Origin of the sequence: Paenibacillus praedii (assembly GCF_049725345.1) — a bacterium.
Lineage (GTDB): Bacteria > Bacillota > Bacilli > Paenibacillales > Paenibacillaceae > Pristimantibacillus.
The window spans coordinates 1-21,691 of the sequence record NZ_JBMWAM010000008.1 but is presented as its reverse complement, the minus strand read 5'-3'; the positions used below and the strand labels follow the sequence as shown (position 1 = coordinate 21,691).

The window sequence follows — 21,691 nt, the reverse complement described above, 5'->3', positions numbered from 1 at the left end:
ATGAATGGAAAGGGGCAGGCCGATGCGCCTCGCTGACTACTATTCTATGATAAAAAAAGCCAAAAATGAAGCGTAACGCGTTTTCATCGGTGCTTATTTCAACAACGTTCACGCTTACCCAAAAATCTTCTCGTAGAAAGGTTGCGCACAATGAAAGAACATATTTTGGGATTGCCGCCTAAGCAGGGGCTTTATGATCCGCAATTCGAGAAAGACGCTTGCGGCATGGGCTTTGTGGCCAACATCAAAGGTATCAAATCACATAAGGTCATTCGCCAAGCGTTGATGCTGCTTGAGAACATGGAGCATCGCGGAGGTCAAGGCAGCGAGCCGAATACGGGGGATGGAGCGGGTATTTTGCTTCAGATTCCGCATGCGTTTTTTGCATCAGAATTGAAGAAGCAGGAGATTCAGCTTCCAGCAGAAGGCGATTATGCTGTCGGCATGATTTTTATGCCGCAGGATGAGGCCGCACGCAGCGCTATTGAGCGCGAGGTAGAGACGATTGTTGAGGAAGAGAACCAATCGGTATTAGGATGGCGTACAGTACCAACGGATGACCGCAAGCTTGGTGAATCCGCATTGGCCGTAAAACCTTATGTTCGTCAATTGTTCATCGGCAAGAACGATGCCCTGAAGGACAATATGGCATTTGAACGCAAATTATATGTTATTCGTAAGCGCGCAGAGCTTGCGATTCGTTATGCCGGCAAGGAAGGCGGCAATATGTTCTATTTCTCGAGCCTATCCTCGAGAAAGATCGTCTACAAAGGGATGCTTACGACAGAGCAGGTCCGTTCGTTCTACACCGAGCTTAATGAGGAGTCGGTTGTATCGGCGATGGCGCTCGTACACTCCCGTTTCAGTACGAATACGTTCCCAAGCTGGGAACGCGCGCATCCTTTCCACTATATGATTCACAACGGCGAGATCAACACGCTGCGCGGTAACGTGAACTGGATGCATGCTCGTCAAACGTTGTTCGCAACGGAATTGTTCGGCAATGATCTGGAGAAAATCAAACCGATCATTAATCCGGACGGCTCAGACACAGCGATGTTTGATAATACGCTGGAGTTTCTGTTCTTGTCCGGACGCTCGATGGCGCATGCTGCCATGATGATGGTGCCGGAGCCTTGGTCGAACCATGAGAGCATGAGCGACGAGCGCAAAGCATTCTACGAGTACCACAGCACGTTGATGGAGCCTTGGGACGGTCCTGCTGCACTAGGCTTTACAGACGGCGTTAAAATCGGCGCTGTTCTTGACCGTAATGGTCTGCGTCCTGCGCGTTATTACGTCACAAAGGACGATCATATTATTCTAGGCTCCGAGGCAGGGACGGTAGAGCTTCCGCCGGAAGAAATTCTATACAAGGACCGCTTGCGTCCAGGCCGTATGCTGCTTGTTGATACGGAGAAGGGCCGCATCATTTCCGATGAGGAAGTGAAGGCGGAGATTGAGAAGGAGCATCCTTATCGTGAGTGGCTGAACGAGCATCTCGTAGGTCTTGAAGAGCTGCCAGAAGCTCCTGAGCTGCCGGAGCCGAACCATGAGACGGTCCAATTGAGACAGCAAGCATTCGGCTATACATTCGAAGATATTCGTAAGGTGCTTGAGCCAATGGCTGGCAGTGGCGCCGAGCCAATCGGTTCGATGGGCTATGATGCTCCGCTTGCTGTATTGTCAGAGCGTCCGCAGCGTCTATATAACTACTTTAAGCAATTGTTCGCTCAAGTAACGAATCCGCCGATTGACGCGATTCGTGAAGAGATTATTACGGCGACGGGCACGACGATCGGACCTGAGCGCAACCTGCTCAATCCTGAACCAGAAAGCTGCCGTCATATTAAATTGGAGACACCGATTCTGTCCAACGAGCAGTTCGCCAAGCTGCGCCATGTGCGACGTCCAGGCTTCCGCGCGATTACGCTTCCTATTTTCTTCCCAGCGAGCGAAGGCGAAGCGGGTCTGCGCGCAGCGCTTAAGCAAATGTGCGAAGCGGCTGATCGCGTAATTGACAAAGGGCATAACCTGATTATTCTATCTGATCGCGGCGTGGATAAGGACAATGCGGCGATTCCAGCGCTGCTGGCCGTATCCGCCTTGCATCACCATCTGATTCGTCAAGGCACGCGGACGAAGGTCGCTTTGCTGCTTGAATCAGGCGAACCGCGTGAAGTGCACCATTTTGCGCTGCTGCTCGGCTACGGCGTGAGCGCCGTTAACCCGTACCTTGCGTTCGAGACGCTTGACGATATGATTCGCCAAGGCATGCTTCGCGGCTTATCGCATGAGAAGGCAGTCAAAAACTTTATTAAAGCAGCCACTAAGGGTGTTATTAAAATATTGTCCAAAATGGGTATTTCGACGATTCAATCGTATCGTGGCGCACAAATCTTCGAAGCGCTCGGCATGAAAGAGGATGTCATTAACGAATACTTCACCGGGACTCCGTCCCGTATCGGCGGCATCGGCCTTGATGTCATTGCGGACGAAACGCTGAAGCATCACAACCGTGCATTCGCTGAACAAGAGGGCGGAGAGAAGGAGCTTGACTCTGGCGGCGACTACCAATGGCGCAAGGACGGCGAGGATCACTTGTTCACGCCGCAGACCATTCATACTCTGCAAATGGCTGCTCGTGCGAATGACTATAAGCTGTACAAGAAGTTCTCGACGCTTGTTCAGGGCGAGGACAAGAAGCATCTGACGCTTCGTTCGCTGCTCAAGTTCAAGCAAGGTCGTCAAGCGGTGCCTCTTGAAGAGGTCGAATCGATCGAGTCGATCGTGAAACGCTTCAAGACGGGCGCGATGTCTTTCGGTTCGATCAGTAAAGAAGCGCATGAGAGCCTGGCTATCGCGATGAACCGTCTCGGCGGCAAATCGAATACCGGTGAGGGCGGAGAGGATCCGGCTCGCTTCATTCCAGATGCGAACGGCGATTCCAGACGCAGCGCGATCAAGCAGGTTGCTTCCGGACGTTTCGGCGTAACGAGCAACTACCTTGTCAATGCTGACGAGATTCAAATCAAGATGGCCCAAGGCGCGAAGCCTGGTGAAGGCGGTCAACTGCCTGGCCTTAAAGTATATCCGTGGGTTGCTGAGGTTCGGGGCTCTACGCCTGGCGTAGGCTTGATCTCGCCGCCTCCGCATCATGATATCTATTCGATTGAGGATTTGGCTGAGCTTGTACACGATTTGAAAAATGCCAACCCGCGCGCTCGCATTAACGTGAAGCTCGTATCCGGCGTTGGCGTTGGAACGATCGCGACAGGTGTTGCGAAAGGCCGTGCTGACGTTATTATGGTCAGCGGCTATGACGGGGGGACAGGCGCTTCCCCAATGGGCTCGATCCGTCATGCGGGTCTGCCATGGGAGCTTGGACTTGCTGAGACACACCAGACGCTTATGCTTAACAAGCTGCGCGACCGTGTCGTGCTTGAGACTGACGGCAAAATGATGAACGGCCGTGACGTAGCGATTGCTGTACTGCTCGGAGCTGAAGAATATGGCTTCTCAACTGCTCCGCTCATCGTTCTAGGCTGCATCATGATGCGCGTGTGTCAGCTGGATACTTGTCCGGTTGGCGTTGCGACACAGAATCCTGAGCTTCGCAAGAAGTTTATGGGCGATCCGGGACATGTTGTTAATTACCTGCGCTTCATTGCAGAAGAGCTGCGCGAGATTATGGCTGAGCTCGGCTTCCGTTCCATTCAAGAGATGGTTGGACGCGTCGATCTGCTTGAGACGAAGGAGCTTCAAGAGCATTACAAAGCGAAGGGCATCGATTTAACCGGTCTGCTTTATGAAGCGGACTTGCCGAAGGATGCTGTTCGATATAATATTCAAGAGCAAAATCACGGACTCGAGCTGTCGCTTGATATGCAGCAGCTGGTACCAATGGCACAGCCTGCGATTGAGCGCGGCGAGCGCGTTCGCGGTACGTTCCCGATCCTCAACACGAATCGTGTTGTCGGAACGATTCTTGGTAGTGAAGTAACGCGACGGTACGGCGCTGCCGGTCTGCCTGACGATACGATTTCATTCCACTTCGTAGGAACGGCGGGTCAAAGCTTTGGCGCATTCGTGCCTAAAGGCATTACGCTTTCTATCGAAGGCGATTCGAATGACTACGTCGGCAAAGGCTTGTCAGGCGGTAAAATTATCGTTGCACCTTCACCGAAAGCAACCTTCGTTGCTGAGGAGAATGTGATTATCGGCAACACGGCGCTTTATGGCGCGACTAGCGGTCAGGCTTATATTCGCGGAGCTGCCGGTGAACGCTTTGCGGTTCGTAACAGCGGGGCTAATGTCGTTGTTGAAGGTGTGGGCGATCATGGCTGCGAATACATGACAGGAGGTCGCGTCGTTATTCTCGGCGGCACAGGACGCAATTTCGGTGCAGGTATGTCAGGCGGCGTCGCTTATATCTACGATGAGAAGGGCGAATTCTACAACCATTGCAATCTGGAAATGGTGCTGCTTGAGCGTCTTGAGATTTCGGAGGACATTGCAGAGCTTCGCGGTATGATCGAGGCGCATGTTCAATACACGGATAGTGCTGTTGGATCCCGCGTATTGAACGATTGGGAGGCTTCGCTCGATAAATTCGTGAAGGTTATTCCGAAGGACTACAAACGGATGCTTGAGCAAATCCGTAAAGTAGAAGATACGGGCTTGACTGGCGAAGCGGCTTTGCTGGCAGCCTTCGAAGCGAATAAGAGAGAGCTTGCACGTGCAGGCGGTAAGTAAGATATAAACTATAGAACCTGAAATGAATAAAAATGGTTGAGCAACGTAATTACTGCTCAGCCATTTTTTTTTGCCCATTGAAGACTTTTGGATTAGTGTCAAAGGATGCGACAACGTATCCGCTTGTTCGACAAAATCAGTCTAAAATAGAAAAATGACGCACCCACTAACCGACAAGTTACAGCTGTCGACTCGGGTATAATGTTGTTAATATTCCTTTCATCACTCAGCGCTTACAAACAACTTTCAGCTGCAAAAGTATATAAACCAGCTAGTTAATGGTCTGTTGGAGGAATGAAGCATGGGTATCAATAGGAGTGACAGCTCAAGAGCTCACCTCAGACTTCGCTTCAAGGAAGGAATTATAGCCGAGCTTAGACTGGTCAGCAGGAAGGGACAGCTTCTTACAAGCTCGTCTTCTACAGTGCGAATCCTTAATTTAAGTCAAAATGGATTATGCTTTTTAACGGGCCTGCAGCTTCCTGTTCAGCACAATTATTTGGCCGAATTCAAAATGACCATTTCGAATGTGCAGCTTGTGGTGCGCGGACGTATCGTGTGGCGTGCAACGAATGGCAATGAGCACGCCCATGGCGTCGTATTCGAATGCTCGGATGCCATGCGCTCCTTAATTATCGGGGTCATGAATCAGGAGCTGCTGGAAAGTCAGCCGCAGCAACAGAAAATCCATTATATATATAGTCGGTTATTGCATAAGCAGCGTACGCATTATAGCAGCTAGTTAGACTGTCTAATTTTCAGTATATGACTAACTGGAGGCGACATCTCTTGAAAATCATTTTATTGTCAGGCGGCTCGGGAAAAAGAATGTGGCCCCTGACCAACAATATTCGCGCGAAGCAATATTTATCTGTTTTAGAGGCTCCGAACGGGGACATGGAATCGATGCTGCAACGGATGTGGAGACAGCTTGATGAGACGGATCTGCAGGAACATACCCGGATCTCGACCTGCCGCCTGCAGGCAGAAATCGTCCAAAAGCAGGTGGGTGCGGCGGCTCCGCTTATCATTGAACCAGAGCAAAAGGATACCTTTCCAGCAGCAGCGCTTGCAGCTGCTTATTTGTATTCGATCGCTAGCGTCTCGTTAAACGAGACAGTCATTATGATGCCTGTTGATGCATATGTTAATAATGACTTCTACTCTTGCATAAGAGGCTTGCCCAAGCTGCTGAGGGAAAGCAAGTCAGAGCTGTTGATGGTTGGCATAAAGCCGACCTTCGCGAGTGAGCAATACGGCTACATCCTTCCAGAGAACAGCCAGCTGCTTCAAGATGAGGGCATGTATGATCATAAGGTGCAAACCTTCAAGGAAAAACCTAATGAAGCGGAGGCGAAGCAGCTAATCAAGGAAGGCGCTCTATGGAACAGCGGCATATATGCTTTTAGGCTGGATTTTATCATAACGCTGCTAATGGAGCGTGAACTGCCGATTCATTATGATGAGCTGTACAAGCATTATGATAAGCTTCCTAAAGCCAGCTTTGAAGCAGAGCTCGCGCTCAAAGACGATTCTAAATCAGTTGTGTGTTATGAAGGAAAGTGGAAGGATCTAGGCTCTTGGAAGACCTTGTCCGAGGAAATATCATTCCAACGACTGGGAGCAGGCGAGATCACGAATGAGCGTGAGCAGTCGCAGAGGGGCAGACCGATCAGGAAATACGGAAGGACAATGTGATCAGGCTTGACGTAGCATGGGACGACATTACTAGTCAGTTGAATATGGCCTAAAGGGGGCGGTCTATCGGATGACGAGTACAGAGGATCGTTTTTATTGCGTTAGTTGCCGAGAAATGATTTCTAGTCTTGCTGCGGATATTATGTTTCGAACAGGTTTTTTCCGAGTGGTACATCCTATGGGCTATTGCTTAGCATGCAGTATGGAGCATGAGAAGTATGAGTCGCCAGCTGAATCGCCGGGTAAGACCAGTAACTATGACTATAAAATGTTTCTTCGTGCGGATGCGAAGGTTGCCGAGCAAGCAGTACAGCGTTATCGAACGAATGATAATGAAAGCCTCTTACCTACAGGACAGATGTAGAGAAGAGGCTTGTTTTTTGTTTACAACTTCCAATTGTTTCCTCCATCGTTTATAATGAAAAGAATTTGGACGCAAGGAGGAGGAGCATGGAAATGGAGCAGCCTATAGTCAAATTGCAAAATGTAACGAAGCGAATTGGCAAAAGAACGATAATTGATCGCCTGACACTTGAATTGCCGCTTGGAGAGGTGTTTGGTTTCCTCGGTCCTAACGGCTCCGGCAAAACAACGACGATTCGAATGATGGTTGGCTTAATGTCTTTATCTGAAGGCGAAATTTTGATTAATGGACATAGCATTACGAAGGATTATGAGAAGGCTATCCGTCATGTTGGAGCTATCGTAGAAAATCCGGAAATGTATAAATATTTGAGCGGCTATGATAACTTACTCCATTATGCAAGGATGATTCCTGGAGTTACCAAGCACCGCGTACAGGAGGTCGTTAAGCTGGTAGGCCTTGAAGGACGCATTAAGGAAAAAGTAAAAACTTATTCGCTTGGCATGCGGCAGCGATTGGGCGTTGCTCAAGCGATTCTGCATAAGCCGCAGCTGCTTATTCTTGATGAGCCTACGAATGGTCTTGACCCTGCAGGCATTCGCGAGCTGCGCGACTATTTGCGAATGCTGTCCAAGGAGGAAGGGATTGCCGTATTCGTATCCAGTCATCTGCTGTCTGAGATGGAGCTGATGTGCGACCGCGTGGCGATTATCCAAAATGGCAAGCTGATTGACGTCAGAACGATCCGGGGAGCGCAGGCGCCAACCGTCGCGACGCGTGTTCTCATCGAGGTTGACCGGCCTCAAGGTGCTATTGATGCGCTCTTTGCAACGGGAGTGCATGCCGTGCCGGACGCTGAGCAAGTGATAGCCGTAGAGACGGATCGAGATGGCACGGCGGCGGTTAATGCTGCGCTGGTGGCCGCGGGCATTAAAGTCTACAGTATTCGTACGCACATAAAATCGTTAGAGGATCAATTTTTGGAGGTCACAGGAGGGGAACAGATTGGTTAATTTTTTGGAGCTTGTGAAGAATGAAAATATGAAAATATACCGTCGTCCCCGCAGCTGGGTGATGTCCGGTATTTTAGTCGCGCTAGTTCTGCTGATTTCAATTCTATGGTTATTCTTCGGCGGCAGAGACACATCAATGTGGGAGGTTGCCATTATGGAATCTTCCGTATTGTTCTTGCTCGTAACGATATTTACTGTCGTTATTGCTGCTGGAGGAGTTGCGGAGGAATTTACGTCAGGAACAATCAAGCTGCTGCTTATTCGTCCGTGGTCGAGATCGAAGATTCTGTTGTCCAAATATATCGCGATCATCCTGTTTGCGCTTCTGCTCGCTGTTGTCCTGTTCATCAGCGCTTTATTCGTGAACTGGGTTATCTTTGGCATTAACCAGTCCGAAGAGGTAAAGCAAGCCTTCCAGCTTCCTGGCGAAGAAAATCCACTTATGTACATGCTGCAGTATTATGGGCTTACTTTTATAACTTTATTGGTTACCGTGACGCTTGCTTTTATGCTGTCGACCATATTCCGAAGCGGCGGGTTAGCAATCGGCTTCTCGTTGTTTCTTGTTCTTGGCGTGAACGGCTTCATTGGGTTGATCGCGATGCTGGATTACAAATGGATTGACTATGTGTTATTTATTCATCTGAATCTTACTCAATATTTGAACGATTTCCCGATGCGCGAGGGGATGACGTTAGGCTATTCACTCGGAGTGCTGGCGGTTTACTACGCCATCTTTATCGCTCTAACCTGGTATGTGTTCAACAAACGGGATGTTGCTTCCTAGAGTCAAATAGATGTAAAACAAGCCGTTTCCAGCAGCTTCTTCTTCGAGAGAAGGCTGCGGGAGACGGCTTTTCATTTAACCCGCTTGGCGTGATTTTTCTTTGGTTTCCTTTACATTAGAATCCTTTTCACGCCGCGGCGCCGGCTCGGGGCCATTTTGCGGGCGATTTGTCGAATCGGCGGTTTGTACCATTTGACAGCTGCCGTAAAGCTTGCCGCCTTCCTGAATGATGAGAGCATTAGCGGTTATATTGCCCGTCAGTTGTCCGGAAGAGGTAAGGATGAGCCGCCCATTCGCGACGATGTCACCAAATGCGTTGCCGGCTATTGTAATGTCCTTAGCTGTAATATTGGATCTTGCGATACCGCATTCTCCGATGACAACATCTCCCTTGCATTCTATATCGCCGCGATATTCTCCTTCGATTCGAAGGCTTGCCTCGCACTTGATTATGCCTTCGCCAAGCGTTCCCTGGCCGATTAACGTGTCAGTAGCCGCGAGTCGCTTATGATCCTTGAACATGGCGTGTTCCCTCCTTAATTTTATGCTGTATGCAGTAAGGCCACTTTCTCAAGCATTAGCTTTCCATCACGAGAAATTTCAGAGGATTGGCAGGCTTGTTCTTTTGCATAATTTGAAAATGCAAATGAGGCCCCGTGCTTCTGCCGCTCGTGCCTAATAAACCGATTTTTTCACCGCGGACGACAATATCACCCTTCTTGGCTTCGATTTGGGAAAGATGCATGTATTCACTTTGCAGGTCGCCTAGGTGATCAATGATTACATACCACCCAAGTTCACTGTCATAGCCGGTTTCGGCTACGGTGCCGTCAGCTGCGCTAAAGATCGGATCGCCAAGCTTGCCTGCAATGTCAATGCCAGCATGAAACGTGGTTCGTCCCGTGAACGGATCGCTCCGATAACCAAAGCCGGACGTCAGCTGTTTGGAGCTTGTCGGCCAACTGGAGGGATAAGCGTCTACGGTCGTTCTTTTATCATGTGCAAGCCTTAGCGTCTGCGCCATTGTATATTCCATCGTATCTACCATGGCAGTAAGAGTCTCCAGCTCGAGACCGGTGCTCTGCGCGAGTAGAGCAAATTGCTTTGAGGTGTGATGGTTCTCTGCATCGATTGCAGCATCGGTTTTCATAGCTGACAGTATTTGGACAGACGGTTTGTTGTCATCAGCAGGAGTAGATCTTGTGGATGAGGGGGAGATAGCGTTGCCATACTTCGCAATGAATTGCTGGAGCTTCTGCTCGAGCTCCTGCAGCTCCCCGACTTTTGTTTCCAGCTCCTGCGCTTGGTGCGACAGCTGAACAATTTCCTGCTGCAGGGAAACGATCGCTTCGTCCTTAACGGATACCGTTTGCGCGAAGTAGGCATCCTGCTCTGCTAACTGCGCTTCCAAATGCCGCAGCTCGTAGGCTGATTTGAATTGCAGCCCCGCAATGCAGCCTGATACCGCAAGTATAATTGCAGTCGGAGCAGCGAAGACCGATCGCTTCGATACGTGAAACTGCTTAACGGTTTTGTCGGCACCGCGCATCACCACGAAGGACCATTTTGGCTTCCGCGCTTGTTTCAATAGGCTCCTCCTTTCTGAAAGGGTATGGCAAAGCACAGTACGTTCTCTATTGCTATTTATTCTTGTAAGCTTTAAAAAATGCCATAAACTCGTAATAAAAAAAGAGACTGCCGGGGCCGCATAAGGTGCGGTCAGGCAGTCTGTTCTGAATTGGCAGCTTAATGATTAGCGGAGAGCTCAAGCCCGGCAATCGCTTCCTCCATTGCAGGCGTGAATGTGAAGGAGCGGCCTTGCTGCTGCTCGGGCGGAAGGTCCGCAAGCTGTGAAATCCTACGCTCAACTTCGCTGGATAAAGCGAGAATTCGATCCTGGTACTGCGCGGCCTCGGCTGTATTTTGATCGGTAAGTGCGGTTTGGCGGGCCTTCGCATAGGACGTCATTGCTGCTTCATAAATGTTGATGTCCCAAGGGAACTTTACGACCCCATCGTCGATGGTTGCTAGAGACTCCTTGAATAGTCCTTTTGTTTGAAGTAAATTGAACTGCTTCAAGATAATAGAACGATTGTAAGGATCATACTTCTTCGCTTGATCCAGCGTACTTATTGCAGCATCCAGATGCTGAGCATCCTTTGTCTGATTAAAAGCCTGCTCCAGCCAATCTGCCTTCGTTAGAGAGAAGCTGGAGTGCTTAGGCGAGGCATCAACAGCGTCGTCTATTGCAACTAGAAGCTCATCGAAAGAAGTCTGCTGCTTTGACACTAAATCAAATGCATGATTATATTTTTGAATCGCGCTGTTCTCACGAATGGCAGCAACAAGCAGGACGATAGACAACAAAGCCAATGCGCTTGGATAAGCGATTGATGTCCAAGGCTTTTTCGAAAGACCGCTTAAACGCCTGATCACAAGTTTGCTGCTGTATGGTGCCAGCATAGCGCCTAGAGAGAGGAAGACGATCGAACTGATGAAGACATAGCTCATATCGAAATCGATAGCGCTGTGCACCAGGAGCGACAGTGACATTATAAAGAAAATAAAGTGACTGCCGCGCAGCTCCGGATAACGAATGTAGGATCGAATATATAGGAAATAAATAAAGCCCAACAGACCTACTAATGCAATTAAGCCGATCCAGCCTGTCTCGACAAGCACTTGCACAAAGAAGCTGTGTGCCTGTCTGCTCCAATAAGGGTTGTTCTGATACTGCTCAAACATCGCCTGCCATGCGCCGCCGCCGCCGCCAAGCAGCGGATTGTCGCTGGCAACACTTAAACCATCCCTGTAGAAGGTCAAGCGCTCCAGAACAGAGTGCTGCTGGAGATTAATATTCTCGAAGCGGACTGCGACCTTGTCCGGCAGCAGGCCGCGAATTGCGCTGCTGCTCAAGAGACTGGCAACCCCAGCAGCCGTCAATACGATGAACGCGACAGGCATAGCCGCAAAGGACCATTTGCGGGAAGCCAGCCTCTCCAGTTTTGCTTCAATTGGAGCGGCAGCCTTCGCATGATAAAGCATAATAAGCCCTGCTGTAATGACTATCCCTAATAAGAGAAGTCCCCAGCTCTGCAGCGGAAGCGAGCTGAACATCGAGATCGTGCTTTGAGCCTTCTCTGCCGTAGGCTGAACGATCGCGGCGATCTGATCCGCATTGATAGTCAGCCTGCCGAGGATGGCCATCGATACCAGCACGGAGACGACCATAAATGCGATGTATGCGATTTGTTTCGTTAATCGCAGGAACGGCATCAGAATAAGCACCATGACGGGAATCACTACAATAGCGCCGCGTGAGTAGGTGAGCATGAAAGAAACCCAAATGGGAACGAGCATTGCCGCATGAATAAGACGTGCGGAGGGACGAATACAATGCACGGCATAATAAAGGCTGACGAGAAAAAGAGCAACCAGGAAGCCCGCATAAGTATTCGAATATTGGAATACGGAAGTCAGTCGATAGCCGTCATGTGCGAGCCACAAAGCATCGCGATAGTAGAGCTGACCGAACAAATTGAAGATTCCGAAGATAACAATAAGATAAGACGTGAGCATTAAAGCGTATTCGATTGTTTTACGTGAAAGCTTCGATTCCGCAAAATACATGCCGCTCATAAATAAAATCGCGAGCAGGAAGAAGACGAGCGTCATAAACTTCGCGTAGTAGCTAGAAACGGCCTGGAAAGAAGCTAGCCAATAAACGACAGGAAGCGCCAAAATCGCTATCGATAAAAGACTTCTATAGCTATTAAACTGCCACTTCCGGAATAGAAATGCTGCAAGGATTAGAAGCATGACATATCCGAAGATAGCCGCACCATAAATGTCCTGCTCAAAGCTCAGTTCATAGCCATTAAACAGCCCTCGATTATACGGAAAAATCATAAGAAATAAAGCAATACCTATCGTTCCGACCCAGCCTAGCAGCGGGAAGTCCGATGATGCAGATTTCGTGGTGCTAAATGATTTCTTTCGTGCGCTCATTCTTAAGTACTCCTCATCCGAAAAAGTATGTATATGAAACTGCAAACCTCACTGTGTATTTTAACAAATGGGGGGCGAGATTACTATATGAGAAGTGAAGGGAATTGTATGCGGCTTACAAATTTGATGGGAGGTTAGGAAGAGTGAATTTAGACGATTTAGGTGAAAATTCTACAAATGTTTCAGTTTTGGAAGTAAAATGAGGTATTAAATTGGAAGGAACTTTGGTAAGATTACGATGGTAGATTCGTTATTGCTTCTATGACCTGAATTTTAAATAAGAAATTGTTCTAATGAAAAATCGATTTTAATTACATATTTGTACATAATAAAAAGGTATTATTCTTTTCCTTTTTTGTACCAAGAGAATAGGGGAAAATAAAATGTTGCGTTCGATGTTTTTAAGCTTCTTTCATAATAGGGCTGTTTTGAAGCAATTTACAAAAAGAGAAGTCGTTGGGAGGTATAAGGGCTCTCATCTGGGCTTACTTTGGACCTTTATAAATCCTATATTAATGCTGGTTGTATACACATTCGTGTTTAGTGAAATATTTAATGCGAGATGGGGTAATACTGAAGCAAATAAAGTCGAATTTGCATTGATAATCTTTACAGGTCTTACTGTTTTCAATATCTTTTCTGAAGTAATTTCGAGGGCTCCAGGTCTAATTGTGGGAAATTCAAATCTTGTTACAAAAGTAGTTTTTCCACTGGAAATATTACCTATTTCAATTTTAGGATCATCATTGATACATGCTTGTATTAACTTGAGTATCTTGCTTACTTGTTTGATAACGATGTTAGGGGTTCTTCAGTGGACTCTTTTTCTTCTGCCTCTCGTTCTTCTTCCTTTATTATTAATGACAATTGGATTATCTTGGATTTTAGCTTCCTTGGGTGTTTATTTAAGGGATTTGAGCCAATTTGTTGGAATCGTTATTCAGGCGATCATGTTACTAAGTCCAATCTTCTATTCTGTTAATGCAGTTCCTGAAAATTTAAAATTTATATACTATATAAATCCTATTAGCTATGTAGTCGAAGATACAAGAAGAGTAGTAATCTGGGGGCAAATGCCTCAATGGAGTTGGCTAGGTATAGGGACTCTAATAGGTGCGGTGGTTTTTATTCTGGGATATATATGGTTTAACAAAACTAAATCAGGATTTTCAGATGTATTATAACTCGAATAGGATATCGGAGGATAAAGTGAAAAGGGATATAAGTATTAGCGTACAAAATATAAGCAAATCTTTTAAGGTCTATCAGCAACCACAAGATCGATTAAAACAAAGCTTAATGAGAGGAAAAAAAAATTACTATCAAGAGTTTTGGGCACTGAGAGATTCATCATTTGAGGTCTATAAAGGTGAAACAGTGGGGATTATTGGGAGAAATGGATCTGGGAAAAGTACGTTGCTTCAGATTATTGCAGGTACCTTAAACCCAACCTCTGGAGACATTCACGTAAATGGTAGAGTTGCAGCTTTATTGGAGTTGGGTAGTGGTTTTAATCCGGAGTTTACTGGTCGAGAAAATGTTTATATGAATGGTACTATACTAGGGTTAAATCGCTCGGAAATTGATATGTTATATGAAGATATTATTAAATTCGCTGATATAGGTGATTTTATTGATAGACCTGTTAAAACATATTCTAGCGGTATGGCTTTGCGTTTAGCATTTGCTGTTCAAGCTATGGTACCCAAAGAAGTGCTAATTATTGACGAAGCCTTGGCTGTTGGGGATGAATTGTTTCAAAGAAAATGTTTTTTGATGATCGAAGAATTCAAAAAACAAGGAGGAACAATATTATTCGTCTCTCATTCTGGAGCAGCTATTATCGAATTATGTGATCGTGCGGTTTTACTTGATTCTGGAGAGCAGCTCATGGTTGGATCAAGTAAGAGAGTAGTTAATCTATATCAAAAATTAGTGTTTGCGCCCCCAGATAAAGCAGCAATTATTAAAGAAGAAATTAAGAATATAGCAAATGATTCAAATAAGTCTGAAAAACTTGATGGAAGAAATATACCTAATGGGATTGAGATGACAGAAGAAGCGTATGCTAAAGAAGCAATGTATGATCCACATTTGGTTCCTAAAGAAACAATATTATATGAATCAAGAGGTGCAGAAATCTTCAACCCCGAAATTGTGAATATAGAAGATAGAAAAGTCAATTTACTATTACCAAATCAAAAATATATTTATCGTTATAATGTGCGTTTCAATAAGCGATGCGTTAATGTGAGATTTGGCATGCTAATAAAAACAGGTAGTGGACTTGAATTAGGTGGGGGTCAATCATCTCCAATTGGACAAGGGAAGCCAATGGTAGAAGCAGGGGAAGTTATTAAAGTCGAGTTTTCTTTTATCCCTCGATTAGCCCAAGGAATATATTTTTTAAATGCGGGTGTTCTTTGTATAGAGGGCAATGATGAGGTTTTTCTCGATCGAAAGATTGATCTGTTAGCCTTTAAAATTCTTCCTTCAGAAAATAGTCATATGACTTCATTAGTTGACTTTGGAGTTATGCCTGAATTCAATGTAATAGAATGACAATGAGTGGAAAGAGCAGGTTGATAACGATGAATAATACGAAATCCAAAGTAATATGTGTTCTCGGAATGCATAGAAGCGGAACATCCGTAGTTACCAGGGCTATTAGTGCTCTAGGGGCATATGTTGGAGAGGAAGATGAGTTATTACCACCGCAGGAAGACAATCCTGAAGGTTTTTGGGAGTATCAGCAATTTGTTTCTATTAATGATCAAATATTGCAGCAACTAAATCTCGTATGGGATTCTGTCGGTATATTCCCAGAAAACTGGTGGGAACTACCAGAGATAAATATTTACAAAGAGGCAATTAAACAAATCATATTAGAGAAGTTCATGCATCACCCTTTATGGGTGTTTAAGGATCCACGAACTTGTATATTATTGCCCTTATGGAAGCTGATATTTGCAGAACTGAATATTGAATGCAAATTCGTAATTACGATTAGAAACCCGTTGGATATCGCAGCATCTTTATGGAAACGGGATGGATATTCGATGGAAAAATCTATTGGTCTTTGGGCTTATTACACTATTTCGGCTCTTTATTGGACTTCGAACGATGCAAGAGTCATTGTTAACTATGATCGATTGCTGGAAAATAATAAAAATGACATAAATAAAATTATGAGGTTGATGGAAGTTGATTTAGATGAGCAGGAGGTAATTAAGAAGCTCTCTACATTACTAAAACCCAATTTAAGGCATTCAAAGTCAGAGCCTTTACATTTTATTGAAAATGATAAATTCCCATTTAATTATCGGGAATTATTACGTATTAGTATGGATTTGTGTAACTCACAGGAAGACTCCAATGTTTTGCATTATAATCAAAATATCAATTCAATATTTAAAGATTTTAATGCGCACAACAAAATTAGTTTAGAAACTTTTGGGATTCATTTCGACGCAAAGTTGCAAATTTACTATATTAACAATAGCGACGGTAACTTTAACGAAAATAATTCAATTAAATGTAATATTGAATCGAATGGTAAATATAAAGACTATATATTGACGTTACCCGCTGGAATCAAATCTCCATTAAGAATTGATCCGTCAAATACGACTGCCGCGATTAATATTCAATCTATTGAGATTGCTATGTCTGGCACGGAAAATTGGTCTGAAATCCAATTATATGAAAGGGTAACACAAGCAGAGAATATGATTATCTATGGTAATCATGAAGATATGTTTTTGATTTCTTTGAATAATGATCCTTATTTTTATATATCCGATTTTCCTGAGAGCTCAGAGCCATTGAATCTTAAAATTAGGATGGCTCAATTTAATTTGTCACCAGAAGTTGTGCATGCTATTGAACAAGAATATAGAGAGCAAAGAGAAGCAATCATTGGTAAGTATGAATCAGAGCTTTCGATTAATAAAGATAAAAATGAACAGTTAGAACGAGAATTGAGAGACTCTAATAATAAGCTTGAACAGATAATAGACGAAGCTAATAAACTTAAATCATTGAGTGATTCTTTATCCTCAGAAATTGCATTTAAGGATGTACAAGTTAAAGATTTGACTCGTGAAATCTTATTAATTGAACAAAAATTGCATGAACGTCAACTGGAACTTCAAAGTGCTAACCAGGAGATATTATTATTCCGTACAAGCAGGTCGTGGAGATTAACAAAACCATTACGTGAGACGGGGATCTTCATGAGAAAAGCACTCCGTTCTTTAAAAAGAAAAGTTTTGGGAGAGAAGGATGTAACTTTAATTCCGACACATGACTTAGAGTTAACCCCAGATGGGAAATGGGTGTCCATTGGTAATGATCCGAATTTCCATATTTCTTCTCCAATATTTGGAGGGTGGATGGAAATTTCATATACTGGAGAAGCTGAGCAGCTTACACCTTTAACGATCTATTACGATGTAGGAGCTGGGATGTCAGAACAGCAGATTGCGTCGGTTGGGTATTTAGATACAGTTTCTAATCGAATGAAGCGTATTGTGCGTTTGCCCAAATCTGTTCATGCTCTGCGTTTGGATCCCGGTGAACTTGAACAGAAGTTTGCAATTTCAAATGTAACTATAAGGCCGGTCTTAAAGCCGGAATTATTAATTCGCCCGGTTTTTGTTTTTTTTAACAAAAACGGGTTTACGTTTCGATCATTAATGTTGCTTATGAAAAAATCTATTCGATTACTTAAAACTGAAGGGTGGAGAGGACTGGCTAAAAAAAATATATCCTTCCTGCACTCACCATTAGATTCAGGCATCAAGGCAACTGATTATGATCAGTTCATTAAACTTAGTGAGCGTAGCGATCAGGAATGGGAAAAAATGAAAGCTTCCGCACTTTCTTTCCGATATAAGCCGCTTATCTCTATTTTAGTACCAGTATATAACGTAGATGAGCGTTGGTTGAGGGATTGCGTAGACTCTGTAAAAAATCAGGTTTATCCTAATTGGGAGCTGTGTTTAGTAGACGACTGTTCGACAAAAACACATATCCGGCCGCTTCTCAATGAACTTGCATCTTCAGACAATAGAATCAAGGTTAAGTTCAGAACGGAGAATGGGCATATTTCTTTAACATCAAACGATGCATTAGAAATGGCGAATGGAGAATTTGTCGCATTGCTTGATCATGACGATGAGTTAACTCTAGATGCATTATATGAAAATGTCGCATTGTTAAATAAATATCAAGATGCAGACATGATTTATAGCGATGAGGATAAGATATCGGAGGAGGGGGAAATTCATTCACCTTTTTTCAAACCAGATTGGTCGCCAGATACCTTCTTATCCCAAATGTATACATGCCACCTGGGGGTGTATAGAACAAAGCTTGTCAGAGAAATAGGTGGGTTTAGAAAAGGGTTTGAAGGCAGCCAAGATTATGACCTTGTGTTACGTCTGACAGAAAAAACAAATAAAATCTACCATATACCAAAAGTTCTATATCATTGGAGGACGATAGCTGATTCAACTGCTTTTGATTCCAGTGCTAAAAATTATGCTTTCGTCGCTGGGTTAAAAGCGATACAAGAAGCATTGGATCGAAGAGAAGAGGGTGGCTTAGTTAATCCTATTCCCAATTATCCAGGACAATATCTAGTTAAATATCCTGTTGTAGATGAGCCAATGGTATCCATTATCATTCCTACAAGAGATGGGCATGAGATTTTAGCTGGCTGTCTTGAATCAATATTTCAAAAAACAACGTACAATAATTTCGAAGTTATAATCGTTGATAACGGCAGTACAGATGTGAAAACCTTCGAGCTATTTAAAGAATGGAAAACGAAGGTTAACGAAAGATTTAAAGTTTTAGAATTAGATATACCCTTTAATTATCCAAAACTAAATAATGAAGGTGCTCGGATAGCTGATGGTGAGATGTTATTATTTTTAAATAATGATACAGAGGTAATTACTTCAACATGGCTAGAAAGTATGGTTGGTCAAGCACAGCGAGAAAGTATAGGTGCGGTAGGTGCAATGCTATTGTACCCGGATAATACGCTGCAGCATGCAGGTGTTATACTTGGAATTGGAGGCTGGGCTGGACATAGCCACAAAGGCTTTCCAATGAATTCGCCAGGCTATGTGGGGAGATTATTGTTGAACTCTAACTACTCTGCAGTGACCGGTGCTTGTCTAATGCTGAAGAAGAAAGACTTCGAAGCTGTAAATGGATTTGAAGAAACTCTATCTGTTGCATGTAACGATGTTGATCTATGTTTGAAATTATTAAACAATGGAAAGTACAATTTAGTGCTTCCAGATGTGAGGCTATACCACTACGAATCCAAAACTCGCGGCTATGAGGACACACCCGAAAAGCAAGAAAGGTTTAAAAGAGAAGTCCAGTATATGAATGACAATTGGGCGGAATACATGAATAACGATCGGTTCTATAGTCCTAATCTAACTAGAGCAAGAGAAGATTTTTCGATAGGTAGACCTGCGAACCAGTATAAATAGAATCAAGATTGAAAACATAAGGTGGAGAGAAAATCTTGAGGTATATGATTAAAGTAGTTTTGTTTATTTGTTTATTCCTGTCTGTTTCTTTAGTACAGGTTGTAAATGCAGAAGCAGAATTTGAGGGGAAACTGGATTCATTGGAAGAAGGAGCTGTAGTTCAATCTAATCAGCTGCAGCTAAGAGGTTGGGCTTTGCATAAAGACAGGGTTGAGCATATAAACGTTTATTTAGATGATCAATTTGTCGGTGAAGCAACGTACGGTATATCAAGGGAAGATGTTGCTCTTGTTTACCCGACTATTCAAGGCTCAGAAAAAAGTGGATATCAAATGGTTTTGGATTTAAGCAAAAATAAAGATAGGGATTACATCATTACGATTGAGGCTGTTACAAAGTCGGGTTTAAAAGGAATTATAACGAAAACAAAATTTGTGAAATCAGATCCTATCGAAGGTGCAATTGAGGCACCTTTGAAAGAATTAACGTTAGTGAAGGGCAATCATCTTGATGTACAGGGTTGGGTATCTAGTGAGAAGAAGATAAAGTCTATACAGGTTTTGCTGAATGGGCATTTTATTGGAAATGCCCATTCAGGAATAGCGCGTGAAGATATTAAAAAGCTTTATACTCACGTTGAACTAAATAGTGGATTTCAATATACATTGGATGTTTCTAAGGTTTACAAAGGAATACACACTATCCAAGTTATAGCTGAATTCGATGATGGCACTACCTCTGAAGTAGGTGAAAAAGCTTTTAAGAAACAGTTTAATTACCCTATGCTGATATTGCTAATTATATTGGCTACAGGTACATTGTTTATCTACAAATTTAAAAAGAAAAAAGTGAAAAGGCAGCTAGGCTAAGGAGGTTGAAATTATGTCCTTAAGCAATGTTTTTTGGCATAATACTAAGATTTCTAGAGACGATAGATATCGTTTGAATCAACATAAAAGTTGTATTATATGGTTCACTGGTTTATCTGCATCAGGAAAATCCTCTTTGTCAGTTGAATTGGAGAGAGAACTTTATAAATCCAATATTCGATCCTATGTATTAGATGGTGATAACATCCGTCATGGATTGAACAAAAATCTTGGATTTAGTGAGGCTGACAGGAAGGAAAATATTAGAAGAGTCGGTGAGGTAGGGAAACTACTAGTAGATGCAGGGTTGGTAACAATTTCTGCTTTTATTTCACCATATGAAGATGATCGTCAAATGGTTCGAGAAATGTTTGATAATGGCCAATTCATAGAAGTATATGTGAAATGTAGTCTCGAAGAATGTGAGAGACGTGACCCTAAGGGCTTATATAAAAAAGCAAGAGAGGGAAGTATAACAGAGTTCACAGGAATTTCTGCACCTTATGAAGAACCCTTGGAATCAGAGATAACTATTGAAACAGATATTTTAACATTAGAGGAATCAATTAGGAAAATAACTGATTTTTTACGCGAAAAAGGTTATATGGATACGTTTTAGCCTTCCAAATGAGTTTGAATCTAGATCGACCTTTTTAACGGTGAAATTTTGATTATCAATGCAGTGGAGGGGAATTATTATTCAATGAAAAAGATTTAAGTTTAAGTTTAAACAGCAAGAGTTTTAAGAAGCTGGGAAACTGTTCACTGCTCAGATAGCCCATTTGCTTGTCAATAATTTTGTAATAACTCATACATGGTATTCCCCCCGGAAGGGGGAATCACCCTTTTAACGCATATGTTGCCCTATCCAGACAGATTTGTCCTCAGTTTTGGACATGGCCAGTCCCTACATGTACGACGTCCATCGTAGAGAAATACAACATCTTTAGGTTGTCGACACAAGTGTTGAATTTTTTTTGAACACCGCGGGTTTTCAGTTCATTTAAAATTTTGCGGACTCGTTCTCGCTTATCACATGCCCAGAACAATTTTTGCTACCGTCCAAATCAATATCAATAACCATAAACGCAACTTTCTTCACAATTGCCGCACCCTGTCTTCAAATGACATCCAAAAATTATGACCGCGTACACGCTCTGTGACGTCCGACTCTGCATTCTAGGATGAGGGAAACGGTCTATGTTGGTCATATTGGAATTGTGCCTCTGAGACATGTCAAACCCCATAGAAGTTAATCAAGTCATCTTTGATATTTCGAATGCTGACTCTTTTGGCGTTTAGCGCTAATAAACGATTTACAATACCGGTAACATCGATTGATGCTTCTTCAAGACCTAGGATTCAAATTCCCCTTGTCGACCCCTAGGGATGATAGTCCTAATTCCCGATTCGCTGATAAACGTTTTATGACTTTGTTCGTATTGGATATTTATGGTCTGTTAGCTATTCACATCGCACTTATCGTAACCGAAAGACGATTCCATTTCCACTTAAAGCATTTCTTAAATTGTTTCGGTAAATAGACCACTCAGTACATTTTATGTATCTTGTGCCGTTACAAGTGTATTCTCCTTGATAAACTGATGGAATAGTCAAGAAAAGTGCAGTTTGAAAACACCCTCATGTGGAAACCCCTTGCTAGGCTGCGTTTGACAGCAGTC

At 43.8% G+C, this 21,691-nt stretch carries 14 protein-coding genes; 11 read left to right on the top strand and 3 right to left on the bottom strand.

The window, feature by feature from the left end:
- The first annotated feature begins 150 nt into the window (after positions 1–150).
- From gltB to ACO9K6_RS09510, 6 genes are all read left to right on the top strand, one after another.
- Positions 151–4,755, top strand: coding sequence for a glutamate synthase large subunit (gene gltB, locus ACO9K6_RS09535; RefSeq protein WP_424767328.1), 4,605 nt, complete (start codon positions 151–153; stop codon positions 4,753–4,755).
- A gap of 301 nt (positions 4,756–5,056) precedes the next feature.
- Positions 5,057–5,497: a PilZ domain-containing protein gene (locus ACO9K6_RS09530; protein WP_424767327.1), complete on the top strand. Its 441-nt coding sequence runs from the start codon at positions 5,057–5,059 to the stop codon at positions 5,495–5,497.
- A 47-nt stretch (positions 5,498–5,544) separates the two neighbouring features.
- Complete coding sequence (locus tag ACO9K6_RS09525; RefSeq protein ID WP_424767326.1) at positions 5,545–6,453, top strand: sugar phosphate nucleotidyltransferase; 909 nt, start codon at positions 5,545–5,547, stop codon at positions 6,451–6,453.
- Between the two features lie 70 nt (positions 6,454–6,523).
- Positions 6,524–6,817: a hypothetical protein gene (locus ACO9K6_RS09520; protein WP_424767325.1), complete on the top strand. Its 294-nt coding sequence runs from the start codon at positions 6,524–6,526 to the stop codon at positions 6,815–6,817.
- Positions 6,818–6,909: 92 nt separating this feature from the next.
- The gene (locus ACO9K6_RS09515) at positions 6,910–7,830 is read left to right on the top strand and encodes an ABC transporter ATP-binding protein (protein ID WP_424767324.1); all 921 of its coding nucleotides are present in this window, start codon (positions 6,910–6,912) and stop codon (positions 7,828–7,830) included.
- Positions 7,823–8,617, top strand: coding sequence for an ABC transporter permease (locus tag ACO9K6_RS09510; RefSeq protein ID WP_424767323.1), 795 nt, complete (start codon positions 7,823–7,825; stop codon positions 8,615–8,617). Before ACO9K6_RS09515 ends, ACO9K6_RS09510 begins: the two co-directional genes overlap by 8 nt.
- A gap of 75 nt (positions 8,618–8,692) precedes the next feature.
- On the opposite strand, the gene ACO9K6_RS09505 is transcribed toward ACO9K6_RS09510, so the two are convergent.
- The 3 genes from ACO9K6_RS09505 to ACO9K6_RS09495 form a co-directional block, all read right to left on the bottom strand.
- A complete protein-coding gene (locus ACO9K6_RS09505) occupies positions 8,693–9,139 on the bottom strand; it encodes a bactofilin family protein (protein WP_424767322.1) in 447 nt (148 codons plus the stop codon).
- Positions 9,140–9,194: 55 nt separating this feature from the next.
- Positions 9,195–10,205 (bottom strand): M23 family metallopeptidase, encoded by a 1,011-nt coding sequence (locus ACO9K6_RS09500; RefSeq protein ID WP_424767321.1) that lies wholly within the window; start codon positions 10,203–10,205, stop codon positions 9,195–9,197.
- 158 nt (positions 10,206–10,363) lie between these two features.
- Positions 10,364–12,625, bottom strand: a complete 2,262-nt coding sequence (locus ACO9K6_RS09495) for an O-antigen ligase family protein (RefSeq protein WP_424767320.1) — start codon at positions 12,623–12,625, stop codon at positions 10,364–10,366.
- Positions 12,626–13,008: 383 nt separating this feature from the next.
- Between ACO9K6_RS09495 and ACO9K6_RS09490 the strand changes: the two genes are divergently transcribed.
- From ACO9K6_RS09490 to cysC, 5 genes are read left to right on the top strand one after another with little or no spacing between them, the layout of a single operon-like run.
- Positions 13,009–13,809, top strand: a complete 801-nt coding sequence (locus tag ACO9K6_RS09490; protein WP_424767319.1) for an ABC transporter permease — start codon at positions 13,009–13,011, stop codon at positions 13,807–13,809.
- A gap of 25 nt (positions 13,810–13,834) precedes the next feature.
- Positions 13,835–15,187 (top strand): ABC transporter ATP-binding protein, encoded by a 1,353-nt coding sequence (locus ACO9K6_RS09485; protein ID WP_424767318.1) that lies wholly within the window; start codon positions 13,835–13,837, stop codon positions 15,185–15,187.
- A 29-nt stretch (positions 15,188–15,216) separates the two neighbouring features.
- Positions 15,217–19,140 (top strand): glycosyltransferase, encoded by a 3,924-nt coding sequence (locus tag ACO9K6_RS09480; protein WP_424767317.1) that lies wholly within the window; start codon positions 15,217–15,219, stop codon positions 19,138–19,140.
- Between the two features lie 35 nt (positions 19,141–19,175).
- Positions 19,176–20,009, top strand: coding sequence for a hypothetical protein (locus tag ACO9K6_RS09475; RefSeq protein WP_424767316.1), 834 nt, complete (start codon positions 19,176–19,178; stop codon positions 20,007–20,009).
- Positions 20,010–20,022: 13 nt separating this feature from the next.
- Positions 20,023–20,628, top strand: a complete 606-nt coding sequence (cysC, locus tag ACO9K6_RS09470) for an adenylyl-sulfate kinase (protein ID WP_424767315.1) — start codon at positions 20,023–20,025, stop codon at positions 20,626–20,628.
- The last annotated feature ends 1,063 nt before the right edge of the window (positions 20,629–21,691 follow it).

Excerpts from the sequence above, each read along its gene's own strand:
- ACO9K6_RS09520 (WP_424767325.1), top strand. The coding sequence starts at position 6,524 with ATGACGAGTACAGAGGATCGTTTTTATTGCGTTAGTTGCCGAGAAATG.
- ACO9K6_RS09480 (WP_424767317.1), top strand. The coding sequence starts at position 15,217 with ATGAATAATACGAAATCCAAAGTAATATGTGTTCTCGGAATGCATAGA.
- ACO9K6_RS09490 (WP_424767319.1), top strand. The coding sequence starts at position 13,009 with ATGTTGCGTTCGATGTTTTTAAGCTTCTTTCATAATAGGGCTGTTTTG.
- ACO9K6_RS09530 (WP_424767327.1), top strand. The coding sequence starts at position 5,057 with ATGGGTATCAATAGGAGTGACAGCTCAAGAGCTCACCTCAGACTTCGC.
- ACO9K6_RS09495 (WP_424767320.1), bottom strand. The coding sequence starts at position 12,625 with ATGAGCGCACGAAAGAAATCATTTAGCACCACGAAATCTGCATCATCG.
- ACO9K6_RS09505 (WP_424767322.1), bottom strand. The coding sequence starts at position 9,139 with ATGTTCAAGGATCATAAGCGACTCGCGGCTACTGACACGTTAATCGGC.
- ACO9K6_RS09515 (WP_424767324.1), top strand. The coding sequence starts at position 6,910 with ATGGAGCAGCCTATAGTCAAATTGCAAAATGTAACGAAGCGAATTGGC.
- gltB (WP_424767328.1), top strand. The coding sequence starts at position 151 with ATGAAAGAACATATTTTGGGATTGCCGCCTAAGCAGGGGCTTTATGAT.
- cysC (WP_424767315.1), top strand. The coding sequence starts at position 20,023 with ATGTCCTTAAGCAATGTTTTTTGGCATAATACTAAGATTTCTAGAGAC.